The organism is Roseobacter fucihabitans, assembly GCF_014337925.2.
Taxonomy (GTDB): domain Bacteria; phylum Pseudomonadota; class Alphaproteobacteria; order Rhodobacterales; family Rhodobacteraceae; genus Roseobacter; species Roseobacter fucihabitans.
This window is the reverse complement of sequence record NZ_CP143423.1, coordinates 787406-806455: the sequence shown is the minus strand read 5'-3', so window position 1 is coordinate 806455 and position 19050 is coordinate 787406. Positions and strand designations below refer to the sequence as shown.

At 59.7% G+C, this 19050-nt stretch carries 21 protein-coding genes; 13 read left to right on the top strand and 8 right to left on the bottom strand.

Going from position 1 to position 19050, the window contains the following annotated elements; genetic code table 11:
* Positions 1–21: 21 nt before the first annotated feature.
* Both ROLI_RS04125 and rpiA read right to left on the bottom strand, forming a co-directional pair.
* Positions 22–1485, bottom strand: coding sequence for an FAD-dependent oxidoreductase (locus ROLI_RS04125; RefSeq protein WP_187430228.1), 1464 nt, complete (start codon positions 1483–1485; stop codon positions 22–24).
* Between the two features lie 104 nt (positions 1486–1589).
* Positions 1590–2378, bottom strand: a complete 789-nt coding sequence (rpiA, locus tag ROLI_RS04120) for a ribose-5-phosphate isomerase RpiA (RefSeq protein ID WP_187430229.1) — start codon at positions 2376–2378, stop codon at positions 1590–1592.
* Between the two features lie 190 nt (positions 2379–2568).
* On the opposite strand from rpiA, the gene ROLI_RS04115 reads away from it, so the two are divergent.
* From ROLI_RS04115 to ROLI_RS04105, 3 genes are all read left to right on the top strand, one after another.
* Entirely contained in the window at positions 2569–3261 is a 693-nt protein-coding gene (locus ROLI_RS04115; protein ID WP_187430230.1) for a glutathione S-transferase family protein, read from the top strand.
* On the top strand, positions 3261–4634 hold the full coding sequence (locus ROLI_RS04110; protein WP_187430231.1) for an L-serine ammonia-lyase: 1374 nt from the start codon (positions 3261–3263) through the stop codon (positions 4632–4634). The genes ROLI_RS04115 and ROLI_RS04110 overlap by 1 nt, the downstream gene beginning before the upstream one ends.
* A gap of 61 nt (positions 4635–4695) precedes the next feature.
* Positions 4696–5613: a DMT family transporter gene (locus tag ROLI_RS04105; protein WP_187430232.1), complete on the top strand. Its 918-nt coding sequence runs from the start codon at positions 4696–4698 to the stop codon at positions 5611–5613.
* Here the strand turns inward: ROLI_RS04105 and ROLI_RS04100 are convergent.
* Positions 5531–6217, bottom strand: coding sequence for a thiamine diphosphokinase (locus ROLI_RS04100; RefSeq protein ID WP_316247449.1), 687 nt, complete (start codon positions 6215–6217; stop codon positions 5531–5533). The genes ROLI_RS04105 and ROLI_RS04100 overlap by 83 nt on opposite strands.
* A 172-nt stretch (positions 6218–6389) precedes the next feature.
* Between ROLI_RS04100 and ROLI_RS04095 the strand changes: the two genes are divergently transcribed.
* Positions 6390–7646 carry a hypothetical protein gene (locus tag ROLI_RS04095; RefSeq protein ID WP_187430234.1) on the top strand — a complete coding sequence of 419 codons (1257 nt, stop codon included), beginning with the start codon at positions 6390–6392 and terminating at the stop codon, positions 7644–7646.
* Positions 7647–7680: 34 nt separating this feature from the next.
* Here the strand turns inward: ROLI_RS04095 and ROLI_RS04090 are convergent, their stop codons facing one another.
* Together ROLI_RS04090 and ROLI_RS04085 are read right to left on the bottom strand one after the other, a co-directional pair.
* Positions 7681–7905, bottom strand: coding sequence for a DUF2842 domain-containing protein (locus ROLI_RS04090; protein WP_187430235.1), 225 nt, complete (start codon positions 7903–7905; stop codon positions 7681–7683).
* Positions 7906–7914: 9 nt separating this feature from the next.
* Positions 7915–9210 (bottom strand): adenylosuccinate synthase, encoded by a 1296-nt coding sequence (locus tag ROLI_RS04085; protein WP_187430236.1) that lies wholly within the window; start codon positions 9208–9210, stop codon positions 7915–7917.
* Positions 9211–9389: 179 nt separating this feature from the next.
* On the opposite strand from ROLI_RS04085, the gene ROLI_RS04080 reads away from it, so the two are divergent.
* Entirely contained in the window at positions 9390–9785 is a 396-nt protein-coding gene (locus ROLI_RS04080; protein WP_187430291.1) for a DUF6524 family protein, read from the top strand.
* Positions 9786–9804: 19 nt separating this feature from the next.
* Here the strand turns inward: ROLI_RS04080 and ROLI_RS04075 are convergent, their stop codons facing one another.
* Genes ROLI_RS04075 through nthA form a run of 3 tightly spaced genes read right to left on the bottom strand, consistent with a single transcriptional unit; the run spans position 9805 to position 11410 of the window.
* Complete coding sequence (locus ROLI_RS04075) at positions 9805–10122, bottom strand: nitrile hydratase accessory protein (RefSeq protein WP_187430237.1); 318 nt, start codon at positions 10120–10122, stop codon at positions 9805–9807.
* Positions 10119–10790 carry a nitrile hydratase subunit beta gene (gene nthB, locus ROLI_RS04070; RefSeq protein ID WP_187430238.1) on the bottom strand — a complete coding sequence of 224 codons (672 nt, stop codon included), beginning with the start codon at positions 10788–10790 and terminating at the stop codon, positions 10119–10121. The genes ROLI_RS04075 and nthB overlap by 4 nt, the downstream gene beginning before the upstream one ends.
* Positions 10787–11410, bottom strand: a complete 624-nt coding sequence (nthA, locus tag ROLI_RS04065) for a nitrile hydratase subunit alpha (protein WP_187430239.1) — start codon at positions 11408–11410, stop codon at positions 10787–10789. Before nthA ends, nthB begins: the two co-directional genes overlap by 4 nt.
* A gap of 311 nt (positions 11411–11721) precedes the next feature.
* Here nthA and secG point away from each other — a divergent pair, with 311 nt between their 5' ends.
* The 8 genes from secG (at position 11722) to ROLI_RS04025 (ending at position 19030) form a co-directional block, all read left to right on the top strand.
* Entirely contained in the window at positions 11722–12087 is a 366-nt protein-coding gene (gene secG, locus ROLI_RS04060) for a preprotein translocase subunit SecG (RefSeq protein ID WP_187430240.1), read from the top strand.
* Positions 12088–12260: 173 nt separating this feature from the next.
* Positions 12261–13907: a CTP synthase gene (locus ROLI_RS04055; RefSeq protein ID WP_187430241.1), complete on the top strand. Its 1647-nt coding sequence runs from the start codon at positions 12261–12263 to the stop codon at positions 13905–13907.
* 130 nt (positions 13908–14037) lie between these two features.
* Complete coding sequence (locus tag ROLI_RS04050; RefSeq protein WP_187430242.1) at positions 14038–14715, top strand: VPLPA-CTERM sorting domain-containing protein; 678 nt, start codon at positions 14038–14040, stop codon at positions 14713–14715.
* A gap of 485 nt (positions 14716–15200) precedes the next feature.
* Positions 15201–15983: a 23S rRNA (adenine(2030)-N(6))-methyltransferase RlmJ gene (gene rlmJ, locus ROLI_RS04045; protein WP_187430243.1), complete on the top strand. Its 783-nt coding sequence runs from the start codon at positions 15201–15203 to the stop codon at positions 15981–15983.
* 202 nt (positions 15984–16185) lie between these two features.
* Positions 16186–16617, top strand: a complete 432-nt coding sequence (locus ROLI_RS04040; RefSeq protein WP_187430244.1) for a TerB family tellurite resistance protein — start codon at positions 16186–16188, stop codon at positions 16615–16617.
* A 38-nt stretch (positions 16618–16655) separates the two neighbouring features.
* Positions 16656–17096 carry a TerB family tellurite resistance protein gene (locus ROLI_RS04035; protein WP_187430245.1) on the top strand — a complete coding sequence of 147 codons (441 nt, stop codon included), beginning with the start codon at positions 16656–16658 and terminating at the stop codon, positions 17094–17096.
* A 401-nt stretch (positions 17097–17497) separates the two neighbouring features.
* Positions 17498–18274 (top strand): ATP-binding cassette domain-containing protein, encoded by a 777-nt coding sequence (locus ROLI_RS04030; RefSeq protein ID WP_316247450.1) that lies wholly within the window; start codon positions 17498–17500, stop codon positions 18272–18274.
* 27 nt (positions 18275–18301) lie between these two features.
* A complete protein-coding gene (locus ROLI_RS04025) occupies positions 18302–19030 on the top strand; it encodes a transporter substrate-binding domain-containing protein (RefSeq protein ID WP_187430247.1) in 729 nt (242 codons plus the stop codon).
* Positions 19031–19050: the final 20 nt, after the last annotated feature.

Here is a 19050-nt window from a genome sequence, read left to right as displayed (position 1 = left end):
GTACGCGCGCTTGCGCGGATTTCAAGCCGTGCGCACGGGCGCGCGCATGGTCACCATTTCTTCGGACATGGTGGGGTGCACCGCCACGGTCCGGTCAAAATCCTCTTTTGTTGCGCCCATCTTGATCGCAACCCCCGCCAGCTGGATCATTTCACCCGCGCCCGGTGCGACGATGTGACAGCCCAGAACCTTGCGCGATGCCTTGGAAACGATCAGTTTCATCAAGACGCGATCGGGGTGCCCCGCAAAGGCCGTCTGCATCGGGCGGAACGACGTGCAATAAATCTCAACCGGCTCGCGGTCACGCGCCTCTTCTTCGCTCAGGCCAATGGTGCCCATTTCAGGCTGTGTAAAGATCGCCGATGGGATCAACGCATGATCGACCGGTGTCGGGTTACCATGAAACACCGTCTCCACAAAGGCCATACCCTCGCGGATCGCCACTGGCGTCAGGTTCACCCGGTCGGTCACATCACCGATGGCATAAATCGACGGCACGCCCGTCTGGCTGTATTGATCCACTTCAATCTGGCCGCGCCGCCCCAGTTTTACACCGACCTGCTCAAGGCCCATATCACGCGAATTCGGATCACGCCCGGTGGCAAAGAGCACCGTGTCGAACACCTGCTCGGAACCGTTGGTGGATTTGACCCAGATCGGGCCTTGTTCTGTGCTGCCAGCAGTCTGCGCTACGAGGCGTTCCTGTACCGGTGCCCCCATCGCCGCATCCGACCCGGTGCCGGCACCGCTCATGGAATGATCCGCTCCCGCCGGGGCCATTTCCACGATATTGGTGCCGACATGAAGGTTCACGCCGCGCTCTCGCATCTGTTCGGCGACCAGCCCGCGCGCCTCATCATCAAAGCCCCGCAGGATTTGCGCGCCGCGATAATATTGCGTCACCTGCACGCCCAGCCCGTTCATGATCCCTGCGAATTCACAGGCGATATAACCGCCCCCGATGATCAGCAACGATTTGGGCAGGGCTTCCAGATGGAAGATATCATCCGACACGATGCCCAGATGCGCGTTCGGTATGTCCGGGCGCACAGGATGACCCCCCGTTGCGACCAGAATATGCTTGGCCGTTTTGACCTCGCCGCTGGACAGGGTCACTTCATGGGCACCCGACACTGACGCCCGCGCATCAAACGTATCTACGTTCGATCCCTTGAGCAGATTGCGGTAGACCTGTTCCAGCCGGTCCAGCTCCGCGTTCAAACGTCCCCGAAAGGAGGACCAGTCAAACGGTCCCTGTTTGAGGTCCCAGCCATAAGATTGCGCATCCTCGACCACGCCCGCGTATTCGCTGGCAAAAACCATCAGCTTTTTGGGCACACAGCCCCGGATCACGCAGGTCCCGCCATATCGGTCCTCTTCGGCCAGGGCGACCTTTGCACCAGCCTCCCCGGCGGCGACGCGCGCCGCGCGCACCCCACCCGAACCGCCACCAATCACAAAGAGGTCATAGTCAAAATCGCTCATGTGCGGGCCTTTCAGGATCATAACGTTTCGTAGGGTCTATATATGCCTGCACCGGGGTATTACCACAGCAAAGCGGCGCATTTGACCCTCTGCATCCTCAGGGATCAGGGTGCCGGGTCACCAAATAGATTTTCCGCATTTGCAAAATCCACCTGATCGGTTTCGATTGTGCCGGCGTTGATGTCGCGAGTCTCGACCTTGCCGTCACCGGATCCAATGATCACCCGGTCGCAGATGTCGATGAACAGCCCGTTTTCAACCACGCCCGGAATTTGATTCAGCGTCATTGCAAGCTGCGGCGCATTGCCGATCCGTTTGAGGTGCAGATCAAGGATATGGTTGCCCTCATCGGTCACCAAGGGGGCTGTCTCCTTCATCCGCAGGCTTGTCTCACGGCCCTCGACCTCCATGGCAAGCAGCATTTCCTCCACCTGCTTTCGGGTGCTCTCAAGCCCAAAGGGAATCACCTCGATGGGCAGCGCAAAAGCCCCAAGCGTTGCCACTTCCTTGTCGCTATCGGCAATCACGATCATCTGCGCGGAGGCGGTTGCGACGATCTTTTCCTGCAATAGTGCTGCGCCACCGCCCTTGATCAGATTCAGATGCGCATCAAACTCATCCGCCCCGTCGATGGTCACATCAAGCGTCCCCGCTTGATCCAGCGTGATCACATCCAGGCCAAGGCCGCGCGCAAGTTCCGCCGTCTGTGTCGAGGTCGGGACGCATTTGATCGCCAACCCCTCTTCGCGCACCCGCGCGGCAAGGCATTTCACCAGCCAGGCCGCTGTGGACCCCGTGCCGAGCCCGACCCGCATACCCGTTTCAATGGCCAAAGACGCTTGTTTCGCGGCAGCCAGCTTTGCCTTGTCGCTTGGGGAGAGGTCGGGGATCATCAGCAGCTTCCTTTGGCGGTTCTGCGCGTCTTATAGAAAACATGCGCACGGGGTGCGAGGGGTGATTTCATCCGCTCCGGGTCAAAACGGATGCCGCACCACCGCCGCGACATGCCATCCTGCGCCAAAATCAGACTAAAGGTCGCTTTTTGCGCGCTTACCAACACGGAATCGGATTAGAGCAGAGGGCATGAACGACACACCCTATATCCTGCATTACGCACCCGATAACGCCTCCATGATCATCCGCATCGCGCTGGAGGAGATCCGCGCGCCCTATGTTACGCGCCTCGTGGATCGACACCGCGGGGGGCAGAACGCGCCTGACTATCTGGCGCTGAACCCGGCGGGCAAAATACCCGTGCTTGAAACCAGAGATGGCGCGCTGTTTGAAACCGGCGCAATTCTGTTGTGGCTTGCGGATCGCCATGGGGGGCTCGGCCCTGCCCCCACGGCCCCTGGACGCGGCGATATGCTGAAATGGCTGTTTTTCCTGTCCAACACGCTGCATCCCGCCTTGCGGATGTTATTCTATCCCGGTTCCTATGCCGGAGCCCGCGCGGCGGATCAGGAGCGGCTGCGCGCGCAGGTACGCGACGCCATCCTCTGCCACCTCCGCCTTCTCGACGCAAACTGGCGTCAGAGCGAACACCCTTGTATCAGCGATATATACCTCGCGCCGATGCTGCGCTGGTTGCGTCTTTACCCCGCAGATCAGGACGCGGGATGGTTTGACCTCACCGCTTTCCCTGCCCTACACAGCATGGCACAAGCTCTGGAAACGCGTCCCAGCGTGATCGCCACACAAGCCGCCGAAGGCCTCGGCCCGCACCCGTTCACCGCGCCCCGCGCACCCTGCCCTCCCGAAGGAAGCCCAACCTGATGTTTCTCTCCGTCTTCGATATGTTCAAGGTCGGCATCGGCCCCTCCTCCTCCCATACGATGGGGCCCATGGTGGCCGCGTCCCGGTTTCTGGAGCTGATGCGCGCCTCGCCCTTCGCCTTTCACGGGCTGCGCGCCTCGCTGCACGGCTCGCTGGCCTTCACCGGTGTCGGCCATGCCACCGACCGCGCCACCATTCTGGGGCTGGCCGGGTTCACGCCGGATACTTATGACGCGGATAAGGCCGAAAAGACGCTGGCCGACATCAAGGCAACCGGGCTGATCCACCCAAGCGATCTGCCCGCGCTGAAATTTGATCCCGGCCAGGATTTGCTGTTTGATTTCGACACGCTTTTGAGCGGCCACGCCAATGGCATGATCCTGATGGCCACGGACGGCCAGGGCGATGTGACACTGCGCGAAACCTACTACTCTGTGGGCGGGGGGTTCGTGCTGACCGAGGCCGAATTGGCGCAAGGGAAGGACACCGATGACGGCCCGCCCGTTCCGTTCCCTTTCAAATCTGCAACACAAATGCTCGAGATGTCGGAGATTTCAGGCCGATCAATTGCAGAAATGAAACGTTCCAACGAATACGCACGCGGCGGTGAGGATCACCTTAAATCCGGCACGAAACGGCTCTGGCAGGTAATGAATGACTGTATCAATCGCGGGCTGGAGGCCGAAGGGATCCTGCCCGGTGGCCTCTCGGTCAAGCGGCGCGCCCATGGCATCCACCAGAAACTGCTGGCCGAACGCGGCATGAATCTCACGCCGCCTCATACGATCAACGACTGGATGAGCGTCTATGCAATGGCGGTCAATGAGGAAAACGCCGCCGGCGGGCAGGTCGTCACCGCCCCCACAAATGGTGCGGCGGGCGTGCTCCCGGCAACGCTGCGCTACTACCTTGATCACGTGCCCGGTGCCTCAGAATCCCATATCGAGGATTTCCTGCTGACGGCGGCGGCCATCGGCGGTCTGGTCAAATATAACGCCTCGATATCCGGCGCTGAAGCGGGCTGTCAGGCGGAGGTCGGATCCGCTGCCGCCATGGCCGCAGCGGGCCTGTGCGCCGTCATGGGCGGCACCCCGCAACAGGTGGAAAACGCCGCCGAAATCGCGCTGGAACATCATCTCGGCATGACCTGCGATCCCGTCAAGGGGCTGGTGCAGGTGCCCTGCATCGAGCGCAACGGCCTCGGCGCGATCAAGGCCGTTTCCGCCGCGTCCCTGTCGCTGCGCGGGGATGGCACACATCTTGTGCCGCTGGATGCCTGCATCGAGACCATGCGCCAGACCGGCTTGGACATGTCCGAGAAATACAAGGAAACCTCGCTGGGCGGTCTGGCCGTGAATGTGCCGAACTGCTGAAACTTGCGTTAATCACTCAGGTATTCTTGCCTTGATCCGGTGGCCCCTCTAGGCTCCGCAAATGACCGTGGATCGCCCCCTTCTTGGAATCATGCTCATGCTTGGATTTTGTGTCCTGGCACCGATTGGTGACGCCATCGCCAAGATTCTGGGGCAGACCGTCCCTGTGGGGCAACTGGTGCTGGTGCGTTTCGCCGTGCAGGCGCTGGTGCTGATCCCGATTGTCTGGGCGAGCGGGCGCATCTGGAAGATGCGGGGCCGACTTCTGCGGCTGACCTTCCTGCGCACGCTGCTGCATATCATCGGGATCGGTGCGATGGTCACGGCGCTGAAATACCTGCCGCTGGCGGATGCCATCGCCATCGCTTTCGTGATGCCCTTCATCATGCTGCTGCTGGGGCGTTACGCGCTCAAGGAGGAGGTCGGGCCGCGCCGTCTGATCGCCTGTCTGGTCGGGTTTCTGGGAACGCTGCTGGTGGTGCAGCCCAGCTTTTCACAAGTTGGCTGGCCCGCCCTGCTGCCCCTCGCCGTGGCGGTGAATTTTTCGCTCTTCATGCTGGTCACGCGCCAGATCGCCAAGGAAACCGACCCCATCGGCCTTCAGGCCGTCAGCGGGGTGATGGCGGTGGTCGTTATGCTGCCGGTGCTGTGGCTGTTTCAGGGCTCAGATTTCACGCAATTGCAGGTCATCGCCGTCACCCGCATCGATTGGCTGCTGCTGCTGGGCATCGGCCTGGTGGGCACTGCGGCGCATCTGCTGATGACCTGGTCGCTGCGCTATGCGCCCTCGGCCACGCTCGCCCCCATGCAATATCTCGAAATTCCCTTTGCAACGCTCATCGGCTTTGCTGTCTTTGGCGACTGGCCCAATCCGATGGCCTCGGCCGGTATCCTGATCACGATTGCGGCGGGTCTTTATATTGTTCTGCGCGAGCGGGCCAGCGCGCAGGCGCTGGCATCCCAGCAAGCCGTTCCGTAACCGCTCCCAGAAACCGGCGCGGCAGAATACACAGCATAAAGGGGTCATCCATCTCAAGGTGCAGATCGCCCGTGGCGCGATTGGAGGTCCCGGACGCGCCCCAGGGTGCGAATTCGAGCCCCTCTATCGGCCACTCCAACCCCTGCGAGCGCCCCATGACCGCGCCCAGCGGAAACAACGACACGCGGGTTCCCGGCTCCAGCGGCAGCGTAAACATCCGCGGGCACAGAAAAATGATGTCATCGGCCCCCAGAATGATACAGGCCGCCTCCGGGCGCATCACCAGCGTGTGCAGCACGCCCAGTTGATGATCAACACGCTTACCTGAAAACCCCACACCAATGATGCAGGGGGCCGCGATATTGCGCAGCGCCTTGTCGAAATCCGTGCTCATCTGTTCAGGGATTTTGTGAAACTTGGAATCAGGAATTTGCGCACGGGTCGCGGGTGCGATGGAATCCATGTCTCCGATGACGGCCGCCAGATCAATCCCCGCCTGCACGGCGACATCCGCGCCGCTGTCGGCTGCAACACAGATCGGCGCAAGCGCGAGGGCGTCATACAGGTCCTGCGCGCCCACGGCACCCCCACCAATGAGCGTCACTGGCCCGGTTTCGTTTATAATTTTATTAATCACCCTTGGTTAATGTCGTTTTTACAAACAGAACGCAATATTGCCATAAATTCGTGTAAAGAACGCAGTGGGATCGCGCCGCTTTGATACGGCGCCGTAGGGTCAAACTGTTGGCTGGGACACGGGAGAGGATGCGCAGGCGATGACGGATCACAACAAGGTTCGAAGGCCCTTACCACAGGATCACCCCCGTGAATTCGAAGTGTTCGACAATCCCGTTGATGCGGTCAAGGCGGTTGCCGCATATTTGACGGCTCAAATGCGCGGGTCCCGTTTTGGACATGGGACGCAGCGCCCGGATACAGACACCCCGCGTCCGCACCACCAGGACCCAGCCGCGCAGACGATCGCGGCGCAGATGGGTGCCAGTCCTGATCTGACACCCGCCAAAAAAGCCGCGCCGCCTTCAGCAAGGTTTGAGACAGATGCGCCCGCCCGGCCCGAAAATATTTTCCGCGGGGCATTCGCCGACCTTAGGTCGCGACCAAAAGACGTTGATCCCAACAAAAGCGCGACAAGGCCAGTGCAGCAGGGAAGCACAACCGCTGTGATGGACCGCGTAACCAAAGCGGATCGCGCTGAATTGAAGATCGCGCAGGAGGCTGCGCTGAAAGGGGGCGAAATGGATGACGCGGCAACGATACCGGAGCCTGCGGTAGACGCGCGGCCTTCATCAGTACCGGATGTTTCTGCGCGCGCAGCCAAAGACCAAAATACCGCCGCCACGCATGGCAAGGCATCTGGTATCGCCGGTCCGTCGCAGGAGGATTTTTCGCGCATAATGGCACAGGTCGACCAGCATTTGCGCGAGCCCGAAGCGGCCATCCGGCGCAACGCCTTTTCTCATCTGCGCGCTGCGGCCGCCGCGCGCTCTGCCGATCATACCATCGGGGAGACGCGCGATGAGGGTGAAACGACCAAGCCCTATCGCGGCGACCTCGCCGAAGCCATCCCGCCTCTGCATCGTGCCGCGCGCACGTGCAAATCGACCGCGCAGGCCCGCGCCCCTGTGTTGAAACTAAACGCAGAGCAGCGCGTGGATATGCCACCGGACGCCGCGCCCACTGCGCGCGTTGATTATTTCGACGGGACCCCAGCACCCAGTTTTGCAGATTTCGCAAAGCATCTGGGGTGCTGCGAATTGCCCGATTTCATTGAAGCTGCCGCCGCATATCTGTCGTTTGTCGAAGGGCACGCACATTTTTCGCGCTCACAGCTGATGACCCAGGTCGAACAAGCCCGTGTCCGCGATTTCAGCCGTGAAGAAGGGCTACGGGCTTTCGGTACACTCTTGCGGACGCGAAAAATCGACAAGCTCAGCGCGGGGCAGTTCACCGCCGTCGACACAACCGATTTTCACCCCGCGCGATACGTCAGCCACGCGCACACCATGCCCTGATGGGCCGGGAACCACACCTGATCTGCGTGCGGGTTTAGTCGTCCGGTTTATCCGGATCCGCCTGCCCGATACCTTTGAAAATAAACTTGAACGGCAACATCCAAACGATACCAAGGCCGACGTAAATTAAAAGCTCCACCCATATTGACGGGCGCTCTATCAAGTTCACAATTGTCACCGCCGCAATGATATAGGCCGGCAACCCGACCAGCAGGATCAACAAGGACAATCGGCGGCGGGCTTTGTAACTCAGGGACATGGCGCTTTCTCAATCGGCAAAGGGGTCCGTCACAAGAATGGTGTCTTCCCGCTCCGGCGAGGTAGAGAGTAGCGCGACCGGGCATTGGATCAACTCTTCCACACGGCGCACATATTTGATCGCATTGGCGGGCAGATCGGCCCAGCTGCGCGCACCCTCCGTCGAATCGTGCCAGCCCGGCATTTCCTCATAGATCGGCGTGCACCGCGCCTGATGATCCGCCGCCGTGGGCAGGTAATCCATCCGCACCCCGTCCAGCTCATAGCCGACGCAAATCTTCAGCGTGTCAAACCCGTCCAGCACGTCCAATTTGGTCAACGCAATGCCGGTCACGCCCGATGTCGCACAGGTCTGGCGCACCAACACGGCATCAAACCACCCACACCGCCGCTTGCGCCCCGTGACCGTGCCGAACTCACGACCCCGCTCGCCCAACCGCTGACCATCACCGTCATCCAATTCCGTCGGAAACGGCCCTTCGCCCACACGCGTGGTATAGGCCTTGACGATGCCAAGCACATAATCGATTGCCCCCGGCCCGACGCCCACACCGGTCGCGGCCTGCCCGGCAATCACATTGGAGGATGTCACAAACGGATATGTACCAAAATCAATGTCCAAAAGTGCGCCCTGCGCCCCCTCAAACAAGATCCGTTTGCCCGCTTTTCGCTTTTCATTCAGCACCTTCCAGACGGGTGCGGCATATTGCAGAACCGCCGGTGCCACGGCGCGCAGCTGCGCCAGCAGCGCGTCGCGGTCTATGGGCTCGATGCCCAGACCGCGACGCAACGGGTCATGGTGTTGCAACGCCCGATCCACACGCGACTCCAACGTCGCAAGATCGGCCAAATCCGCTACCCGCACAGAGCGCCGCCCGACCTTATCCTCATAGGCCGGACCAATGCCGCGCCCGGTCGTGCCGATCTTTGTGCCCTTGCTCGCGGCCTCTTCGCGCGCGCGATCCAACTCGCCGTGGATTGGCAGGATCAGCGGCGTATTCTCCGCGATCATCAGGGTTTCAGGTGTGATTTCAACACCTTGCTTGCGGATCGTCTCGATCTCTTTCAACAGATGCCAAGGATCCAGCACAACGCCATTGCCGATCACTGACAATTTACCGCCCCGCACGACCCCCGAGGGCAGCGCGTTCAACTTGAACACCTCGCCGTCGATCACCAGCGTGTGCCCGGCGTTATGCCCACCTTGAAACCGCGCAATCACATCGGCGCGCTCGGACAGCCAATCGACAATCTTGCCTTTTCCCTCATCGCCCCATTGAGCGCCGACGACGACCACATTTGCCATGGCTGGTCCTTTTTGATGTGTTTCAAACCCATCCCGGTATAGCCGCGCGTGGCGGGGGGCGAAAGGTGAAAACAACCAACTTCAAAGGCTAAATTCCACCGCCCCGCCCCATGGACAAACCCGCCGCGGCGCGCGTATGGAGCGATCCCACATGGGTTACAAGTTTGGAGCAGACCATCATGGGATTTCTGACACGGTGGTTTTTCGCCTTCGCACTTGTCGCGGCGACCTTTAACCCGACACCCTATAATTACGTCACATGGGTGCGCGCTTACGGCGACATGAACCTCTCAATCGCGGTGCTGCTCGGCCTGGTTTTGAGCGTCGGCTACATCATTTATCTGCGCGCCACGCTGCGCTCGATCGGCGCCGGGGGTATGGTGTTGGTCTTGGCGATCCTTGCCGCATTAATTTGGGTTTTGCATGATCTGGGCGTGCTGAAACTGAACAGCGCAAGCTTCAAGATTTGGTTGGGGCTCGGGGCGCTGTCCTTCGTTCTGGGCATCGGGCTCAGCTGGAGCCATGTGCGGCGCGCCCTTTCGGGCCAGTCGGACATGGATGACGTGGACGAATAAGCCGTTCGCGCCCGGCATACTACTCTTGCAACGCCACCGGCGCACCATGCGGCGTGCTCAGATAAGCCTCTTCCCAAGCCTCTTTGAGCCTCAAAACATCCTCGGCCTGTGCCAGCCCCATACTGGCCAGAAAATGCTCCAGCGTTTCTAGCCAGGCGGCGAAATAATCATCGCCCCCATCTAATTCTCGCTCCAGCCCGTGGCGTTTCAGCGTCGCGCCAAAGCGCGTGGTCCAATCGGGCCAATCAAAATGACCCGCCTCATTCAGCACGACCGTCAAGGCAAAGACCTCCGCGTGCCAAGGTTGCGAAAAAACAGGCTCCGGTGCGTCGCTCATGCCGGTGCCAGATAGCTCTGCCACAGGTCTAGCACCACCTCATCGCGCGGGTGTTCCGGATGCGCCCAAAGCTCGGACGCCGCAAAAGCCACGCCGTAAAGCGGCTCTGCGCCCTCCCCCAGACCATGCGCAGACCTGTCCGGCAGAACATGCGTGCCATGAAACCGCACCACGCGCCCCACCGCGCCCGCGGCATATCGCGGCAAGCGCGTATGCCCGCCATCCACCAGCGTATTGGCCGCAATCCGGCGCGTGCGCACCGCATCGCCCGTTTTGAACGTTGCGGCAATGTCACTTGGCCGATCCGCCGGTCCGCCTTTGGCCAGGACCGCCGAAACGTCACGCGCCTGCAACGTTGCGCGCGCGCGGGGAGTGGCATCGGCGTCCCCGCGCGACAGCTCCCGCGCGCTTACCAAATCGATGGCCACCAGCAAATCCGCAAGCGCGGCAATCCATTTTTCGTAATAGGAAAACCGCGCGTAATCCATCGGGGCCAGGCATTCACGCGCGTGGCGCGACACATCAATGTTCCATTTGCCATGCGCGCCTGCCGCGAGCGTCACGGCCAGCGCGCGCGCATGCCAATCCGCGTGAAACACCTTGCCTTCGGCTTCCGGGATCACCGGACCGTCGCCGTATCGCCCGCCCATATCATGCGGTCGGCTCACGACGCATCCTTCGGGGCCAAAGCCAATCCGGTCCCAATCATGCTGTCGCGGGTCACAAGGTTCATCAATGCCGCCTCCTCCAGTCCCTCGCTGCCAGCCGGGCGCTGCGGGATCACCAGATAGCGCACCTCAGCCGTCGAATCCCAGACCCGCACCGCCGTCTCCTGCGGCAAATTCACCCCAAAATCAGCCAGAACCGCGCGCGCTTCACGCACCGTGCGCGCGCGGTAGGCATCGGATTTATACCAGGTCGGCGGGATGCCCAGAAGTGGCCACGGATAACAGCTGCACAGGGTGCAAACGACCATATTATGTGTCACATCGGTGTTCTCCACGGCCACCATATGCTCGCCTTGGCGCCCGTAATACCCCAGTTCGGACACCACGGCGGTGGCGTCTTCCAAAAGCCGCACCTTGAAGGCCGGATCGCTCCAGGCGCGCGCCACCACATGCGCGCCGTTGCGCGGACCAATCTTGTTTTCATAGGTGTCGATGATCGCGTCCAGCGCAGCCGGATCAATCAATCCCTTGCGGGTCAAGATCGTCTCCAGCGCCTTGACGCGCAGTGCTGGATCAGGTGGCAACAGGCTATGCGGGTGATCGGGGTCATCATGGGGCATGGGCACATCTTTGCGACGCTAGGTGCCATTGTCCAGCCAGACTTATCCACAGCCTGCATTTTACAGAGGATTTCCCGCGTAAATTGTGGTAGGGTAATCGCACAAGCCGAGTCCGCAGCGCCTCAATTCCAGGATATTCCTCTTAACCTGCGCGCCTGACAGATCAGCTTTGACAGACCGCCGCCCGGATCAAACCGCTGGTGGCGGTCTCGCTGTGAACGCACCCCGCTCAATTAGCCGCTTTCCTCCCTTGCGAGCCGGGGCAAACTTGCCTAGATACCCCCAACGCATACAAAACCCGCAGGTCCTTAATGGAAAACGTCGTCCTGATCGTCCACCTTATTCTGGCGCTGAGCCTGATCGCTGTCGTCCTGCTACAGCGCTCGGAGGGTGGCGGCCTTGGCATGGGTGGTGGTGGCGGCGGTGCCATGTCGGGTCGTTCGGCGGCAACGGCTCTGGGGAAACTGACCTGGCTGCTGGCGATCTGCTTCATCTGCACCTCGATCACGCTGACGATCTTTGCGGCGGAAAACGCGTCCGGCTCTTCCGTGGTGGACCGCCTGGGCGTCACCCCGCCCGCGCTGAATCAGCCTGCGAGCTCTGATGCGACGGATGGTGGTGTATTGCTGCCGCCCGGTCTGGACGGTGACGCACCTCTGGTGCCGCTAGCGGAATAAGCCCTGACAACAACACCTTGCGGGGTCGCGATGAAATGCAACAGCATATTGCGCCGCTCCTTGCGCCTTACACCCGAATCCTGTTAGGCTTAAGTCCCGTGGAGTTGCGAAATTCGCACCCCATTTGAGCGGCCTTTCACATACCGCCAATCTGCACGGGAGCATATCAAACCATGGCACGTTACATCTTCATCACCGGCGGCGTGGTCTCCTCTCTGGGCAAGGGTCTGGCCTCCGCCGCCCTCGGCGCATTGCTGCAAGCGCGCGGTTTTTCGGTGCGGCTGCGCAAGCTTGATCCCTATCTCAACGTCGATCCCGGCACGATGTCGCCCTTCGAGCACGGGGAGGTTTTCGTGACCGATGATGGTGCGGAAACCGATCTGGATCTCGGGCATTACGAACGTTTCACCGGCGTGGCCGCGCGCAATACTGATTCCGTCTCCTCGGGCCGGGTCTATTCCACCGTGCTCGAAAAAGAGCGGCGCGGCGATTATCTGGGTAAAACGATCCAGGTGATCCCGCATGTGACCAATGAAATCAAAGCCTTCCTCGATGTGGGCAGCGATGAGGTGGATTTCATGCTCTGCGAGATCGGCGGCACCGTGGGCGATATCGAAGGCTTGCCGTTCTTTGAGGCCATCCGCCAATTCAGCCATGATAAACCGCGCGGGCAATGTATTTTCATGCATCTGACCTTGCTGCCTTATCTGGCCGCGTCGGGTGAATTGAAAACCAAACCGACGCAACACTCGGTCAAGGAACTGCAATCCATCGGCATCGCGCCCGACATCCTGGTCTGCCGTTCTGAGCACCATATCCCCGAAAAGGAACGCGAGAAAATCGCGCTGTTTTGCAATGTGCGCAAGGAGGCGGTGGTTGCCGCCTATGACCTCAAAACCATCTATGACGCGCCGCTGGCTTATCACGAACAGGGGCTGGATCAGGCGGTTCTGGATGCCTTTGACATTTCCCCAGCCCCGCGCCCCGACCTGACCGTCTGGCGCGATGTGTCTGACCGGGTGCACAACCCCGAGGGTGAGGTCAAGATCGCCATCGTCGGCAAATATACCCAGCTTGAAGACGCCTATAAGTCCATCGCCGAGGCGCTGACCCATGGCGGCATGGCCAACCGGGTGAAGGTGCGCGTGGAATGGGTCGATGCAGAGGTCTTCGATCAAGCCGAAGATGTGGCACCGCATCTGGAGGGGTACCACGCCATTCTGGTGCCCGGCGGTTTTGGGGAGCGTGGCACCGAAGGCAAGATCAAGGCCGCCGAGTTCGCGCGCACCCGCAAGGTGCCTTATCTCGGCATCTGTCTGGGCATGCAGATGGCGGTCATCGAGGCCGCGCGCAATGTGGCCAATATCACATCGGCAGGGTCTGAAGAATTTGACCATGAGGCCGGTAAAAAGCGTTTTGAACCCGTCGTTTACCATCTCAAGGAATGGGTGCAGGGCAACGCCAAAGTCTCGCGCAAGGTTGGCGATGACAAAGGCGGCACTATGCGTCTGGGTTCCTATGACGCGGTGCTTACGCCGGGTTCGCGTGTGGCCGATGTTTATGGCACCACCGCGATTGATGAACGCCACCGCCACCGCTATGAGGTCGACATCAAATACCGCGAGCAGCTTGAAAAGGCAGGGCTTTGTTTCTCAGGCATGTCGCCTGACGGCAAACTCCCCGAAATCGTGGAATGGTCGGATCACCCGTGGTTCATCGGCGTACAATTCCACCCCGAACTCAAATCCAAACCCTTCGATCCGCACCCCCTGTTCAAGGATTTCGTGCGCGCCGCCAAGGAAATCTCGCGACTTGTCTAAGCGCTGTTCAAGGCACGTGATGCATAGGAAATGGGCGGTACAAAACGCCTTGGATAACGCCCTATAAAACCTCGCACGTGCATGCCCTAGGGATCAGTCATTCTGCTTGCCTTGCGTTAATGAATACGGCATGTTTTTCGCCATTGAAAAAGGGAAGGGATACTCAATGAAAACACTTTTTACAGCAATAGCGTTTGCCGCATTCGCAGGTACCGCGCAGGCCGCGACCATCATTTCCGAAACCACCGACTTCACGAACCAAGACCTATACGCAGGGCCGCTTTTCATCACGTCGAATGATGATTTTTCAACACCAGCGTCATACTCGATCTCTGGCAGCCTCGCGCAGCTTGATCAAACCGATACATTTTCCGCCGTACTGGGGCCGGATCGGATCCTTGAAAACATCATCATCAGCTTTTCAAACCTAGGGGGTCAATTTAGTGGTACGGCTCTTGCGCCCACGGATGTGTCGACCAGTACGGCGCTGACGGTGTATTTTCCAGGCGCAACCCCGACAGCCCCGCCGCAGTTTGGGTTTTCCATAAACGCAGGTACAGGCAATTCAACCACGGATTTCTCGAACGCAATTAATAGCTTAGGAGACGAGCAAACCTGGGTTTTTGGGTTGGGGATTGCGCCGAACTCGATATTAGCATCCGCGGGAAGCATCAGCGGAGATTGGAACGTCACTTTTGATGTCGTTGATACATCGGTTTCTGCTGTGCCATTGCCAGCCTCATCCCTGCTGCTGATCGGTGCGTTGGCGGGGCTTGGTCTTGCACGCCGTAAATCTGCGCAAAGCTGACCCCTTCCACGCATTTGCCTGCCAGTTGTCGTAAAATCCCGATAGGCTGGCAGGTTTACACCTTTTTCCTGCGCGAAGGAACGTTGCCACACGCCCCGCTTTGAAAGCCATCATTTCGAGGTGAAAACCATCCGCTTTTTAGCGTAGATTTCCGAATTTATTTGCATTGGATCGGCACATTCAAAGGACCAGCGCCCTTGAGATGTACCGGTTCGTTTGGCTCCGAGCCGCGCGCCAAGTCGCATAATGGGGTGGGCCATGCGACATCCTCCTTTTAACACATTCTTAACAAACCCCACCGACCGCACTGTTAACCAGCAAAGCCACGTACACTAGGTGCACCGCCTGTGCACAGGAGGATGTGTACGGGCTGTGCTCCCTCGTTTTGCCACAAAAGAAGGGCGTTAACCCCGGCTTTCGCACCATCGTGGAAAACGCCGCTGTTAACCGTTGCGCGCGCGCCCCATTCGGGATTAGGAAAGGCGATGCTCAGCTATCAACATATCTATCACGCCGGGAACCTCGCGGATGTACACAAGCATGGGCTTCTGGCCTGGGTGCTGGAATACCTGACGCGCAAGGACAAGCCGCTGAGTTATATCGAGACCCATGCGGGGCGCGCGCTTTATGATCTCGCGGACCCCAGCGCGCTCAAGACTGGCGAGGCCGCACAGGGCATCGAGCGGGTGGCGCAGTGGTTCACCGCCGATCATCCCTACGCGCGGGTTCTGGCAGCGACATGCGCGGCACATGGCGCGTGCAGCTACCCCGGCTCGCCCAGCATTGCCGCGCAATTGCTGCGCCCTGCCGACAACCTTCATCTCGCCGAATTGCACCCGCAGGAACACGCAGCACTTGATTTCGCGATGTCGGCATATGGCGCGAAATGCTACCAGCGCGACGGGTTTGAACTGGCCCATTCGCTCTGCCCCCCGACCCCGCGCAGGGGTGTGATGCTGATCGATCCGAGCTATGAAATCAAAAGCGATTACAATGATATCCCCCGGCATATTGCGCGTATTTCACGTGCCTGGAACGTCGGTGTGATCTGTTTGTGGTATCCGATCTTAACCTCGCGCGCGCATGATGGCATGATCCGCACTCTGCGCGCCCAGCACCCTGCGGCGCTCGCCCATGAGGTTTCCTTTCCGCCTGCGCGCGCGGGGCATGGCATGATCGGATCGGGATTTTTCGTGATCAATCCGCCTTATGGGCTGGCCGCGCAGGCGCAGAGCCTGGCGACCCGTTTCAAAACGCTGGCAGTTTGAGGTGCAGGGCATTGGGCCGCGCCCTTGAAGGCCACATTGGCGGATAGGACGCTGCAAGTGCTGTATCTGCGCGTAAGATTAACATATTGTCTTTGAAACACGACGACCGGGCGGGGCGTCTCGCGGCACCATCTGCACCGCGAGACGCCCCGGCAAAGCACATCTTGAGACCAACCAACGCAAGGGTTTTAGCCAACATACCATGTTTGAAAAACTTTTCCCCCGCAGATCGCCAAAACCGCTGCCGCAACCTGATGCGCAGCTGGCCCTCGGAGCCTTACTGGTCCGGATCGCTTTTGCCGATCGCAGCTATCTGGCCTCTGAAATCGGACAGATCGACAGGATTCTTGCGGCCACGTTCAACCTCAAACCGGTAGAAGCTGCCAAATTGCGCGCCACCTGCGAGGCCCTTGAACGACAGGCCCCCGGCACGCCGGAATTCGCGCAGATCCTCAGGCAGGAGGTGGACTATGCTGATCGAAAAGCCCTTGCGGGCGCCATGTGGTCCGTGGCTTTGGCAGATGGGCATCAGGATGAGGATGAGGAAATACAATTACTTGCCATCGAAACCGCACTTGGTTTGACCGATGAGGATATTGCCGTAGCCCGCGAAAACGCGCTTGGCGGTAAATAATATTGGCACCCGGCTGAAACCCGATTATATCCCTGTTCATGTTTGCTGATTTCATAAAGCGGTTGACCCAACCGGATCCAGAGATGCTGCCCGACGGCGATGCGCGTCTTGCTCTCACTGCCTTGCTGGTCCGCATCGCGCGCTCGGATAACGACTATAGCCCACAAGAAAAAGATCGCATCGACCAGATCACGGCGCGACGCTACGGGCTTGGGCCTGGTGCTACCTCTGCGCTGCGTCAAGAGGCCGAAAACCTTGAGGCTGAGGCCCCCGACACCGTGCGTTTCACGCGGGCCATCAAGGATGCGATCCCTTATGAGGAACGCCGCGCCGTCGTCCAGGCGCTTTGGCAGGTGGTGCTGGCGGATGGCGCACGCGCGGATGAAGAGGACGCGCTTGTACGCATGGTGACGAACTTCCTTGGCATCAGTGATCGCGACTCCGCCCTTGCACGACAGGCCGTTGACACCAGCGCATGATACCGCAACGACGCGGGGCATATTTGATCGGCTCTGAACCCCGTTGAAGCGAAACACACCAACGACAATGGTCTGAGTGCCTTGATCTCGACACGGCCCACGCCGGGGATTGCCTTGATCGCATCGCAAGGCGCAGATCCGCACCGTCTGTTTGAAGCCTTAAGCCATCCCCTCCAGCGCTTGAGTGCGCAGGATAAGACCGCGTACCCCTCAAGGGCCTTGTTGCGATTCTGCCAGCCGGCTATCACGCGGAACCGCTGCCACCTGCGCGAAAGCTGCGCAGAACACCGCAAAAACAGCCATGTTCCCCTGTGGAAACAGCAATGAAGTGCATTCAGCGTTGCAAAAGCCCGTATTTTAACACTTTATAAAGCCCTGAAACCATGAAGAGACCGCAGCCCTTGCCAATTCAACCACCGGTTATCGAAATCAGCAATTTGCACAAGGCCTATGGGGCGCTTGAGGTCTTGAAAGGTGTCAGTATTTCCGCACCGCGAGGCCATGTGATTTCCCTGATCGGCTCGTCTGGATCCGGCAAATCGACCTTGTTGCGCTGTTGTAACCTGCTCGAACACAGTCAACAGGGCGAGATCAAATTCAAGGGCGAGCCGTTGCGTTGGAAAGGCACAGGCCACAACCGTCGCCCTGCCGATCCAGAGCAGGTCCTGCGCATCCGCACCAATCTGTCGATGGTGTTTCAGCAGTTCAACCTCTGGGCGCATATGACGATCCTGCAAAACGTCATGGAGGCCCCGCTGACCGTGCTGAAACGCGAACGCGACGAGGTCGAACAGGCCGCGCGCAGCTATCTCGACAAGGTCGGTATCGGCGATAAATGCGATGTCTATCCGGCACAGCTTTCGGGCGGCCAGCAGCAACGCGCGGCCATCGCCCGCGGGCTTTGCATGGAGCCCGAAGCTCTTTTGTTTGATGAACCGACCTCCGCCCTTGACCCTGAATTGGAACAAGAAGTGGTCCGGGTGATCAAGGACCTCGCCTCTGAGGGGCGCACAATGATGATCGTGACCCATGACATGAAACTGGCCGCGGATGTCTCCGAGCATGTGGTCTTTCTTCATCAGGGGCTGATCGAAGAACAGGGGGCGCCAGACACGCTTTTCGGCGCGCCCAAATCCGAACGATTGCGTGGGTTTCTTTCCGCGACCCACGCGGCGTAACCTAAAATAAAAAACGGGAGTACTACCATGAAAACACTTATCCTTGCCTCTGCGGCGCTGGCGATGACAGCGGGCATGGCATTGGCCGATGGCCACGGAAAAACCGTGCGTATGGGCACTGAGGGGGCCTACCCCCCCTATAATTTCATCAATGACGCAGGCGAAGTGGACGGCTTTGAGCGCGAATTGGGTGATGAGCTATGCGCGCGCGCGAAACTGACCTGCGAGTGGGTCACAAACGAGTGGGACAGCATCATCCCCAACCTCGTATCAGGCAATTATGACGTCATCATCGCGGGCATGTCCGTCACGGATGAGCGCGACGAGGTCATCGATTTTTCCGAAGCCTATACGCTGCCGGACCCTTCGGGCTATCTCGCGGCCTCGGCGGATGCCGACATTGAGGGCGGTGTGATCGCAGCCCAGGCCAACACGATCCAGGCGAGCTACATCGCCTCCACAGAGGCCACGCTGGTGGAGTTTGCAACGCCTGAGGAAACCGTCGCGGCGGTGAAAAACGGCGAAGCGGATGCGGTGCTGGCCGACAAGGCCTTCCTGTCCGAACTCGCCAATGCAGATGCCGATTTGCAGATGCTGGAGCAGGATGTTTTGATCGGTGGTGGCATCGGTCTGGGCATCCGCGAGAGCGATACCGAGTTGAAAGAGAAGTTCAACGTGGCCATCCGCTCCATGAAGGACGATGGCTCCTTGAACGTGCTGATCGGGAAATGGTTGCCCGATCTGGAGCAGTTCTGATCTGATCACCGGGGGCTGCA

Excerpts from the sequence above, each read along its gene's own strand:
- ROLI_RS04115 (WP_187430230.1), top strand. The coding sequence starts at position 2,569 with ATGAACGACACACCCTATATCCTGCATTACGCACCCGATAACGCCTCC.
- ROLI_RS04035 (WP_187430245.1), top strand. The coding sequence starts at position 16,656 with ATGTTTGCTGATTTCATAAAGCGGTTGACCCAACCGGATCCAGAGATG.
- rlmJ (WP_187430243.1), top strand. The coding sequence starts at position 15,201 with ATGCTCAGCTATCAACATATCTATCACGCCGGGAACCTCGCGGATGTA.
- ROLI_RS04075 (WP_187430237.1), bottom strand. The coding sequence starts at position 10,122 with ATGAGCGACGCACCGGAGCCTGTTTTTTCGCAACCTTGGCACGCGGAG.
- ROLI_RS04085 (WP_187430236.1), bottom strand. The coding sequence starts at position 9,210 with ATGGCAAATGTGGTCGTCGTCGGCGCTCAATGGGGCGATGAGGGAAAA.
- rpiA (WP_187430229.1), bottom strand. The coding sequence starts at position 2,378 with ATGATCCCCGACCTCTCCCCAAGCGACAAGGCAAAGCTGGCTGCCGCG.
- ROLI_RS04040 (WP_187430244.1), top strand. The coding sequence starts at position 16,186 with ATGTTTGAAAAACTTTTCCCCCGCAGATCGCCAAAACCGCTGCCGCAA.
- ROLI_RS04090 (WP_187430235.1), bottom strand. The coding sequence starts at position 7,905 with ATGTCCCTGAGTTACAAAGCCCGCCGCCGATTGTCCTTGTTGATCCTG.
- ROLI_RS04095 (WP_187430234.1), top strand. The coding sequence starts at position 6,390 with ATGACGGATCACAACAAGGTTCGAAGGCCCTTACCACAGGATCACCCC.
- ROLI_RS04110 (WP_187430231.1), top strand. The coding sequence starts at position 3,261 with ATGTTTCTCTCCGTCTTCGATATGTTCAAGGTCGGCATCGGCCCCTCC.
- nthA (WP_187430239.1), bottom strand. The coding sequence starts at position 11,410 with ATGCCCCATGATGACCCCGATCACCCGCATAGCCTGTTGCCACCTGAT.
- secG (WP_187430240.1), top strand. The coding sequence starts at position 11,722 with ATGGAAAACGTCGTCCTGATCGTCCACCTTATTCTGGCGCTGAGCCTG.
- ROLI_RS04105 (WP_187430232.1), top strand. The coding sequence starts at position 4,696 with ATGACCGTGGATCGCCCCCTTCTTGGAATCATGCTCATGCTTGGATTT.
- ROLI_RS04025 (WP_187430247.1), top strand. The coding sequence starts at position 18,302 with ATGAAAACACTTATCCTTGCCTCTGCGGCGCTGGCGATGACAGCGGGC.
- ROLI_RS04125 (WP_187430228.1), bottom strand. The coding sequence starts at position 1,485 with ATGAGCGATTTTGACTATGACCTCTTTGTGATTGGTGGCGGTTCGGGT.
- ROLI_RS04050 (WP_187430242.1), top strand. The coding sequence starts at position 14,038 with ATGTTTTTCGCCATTGAAAAAGGGAAGGGATACTCAATGAAAACACTT.
- ROLI_RS04080 (WP_187430291.1), top strand. The coding sequence starts at position 9,390 with ATGGGATTTCTGACACGGTGGTTTTTCGCCTTCGCACTTGTCGCGGCG.
- ROLI_RS04055 (WP_187430241.1), top strand. The coding sequence starts at position 12,261 with ATGGCACGTTACATCTTCATCACCGGCGGCGTGGTCTCCTCTCTGGGC.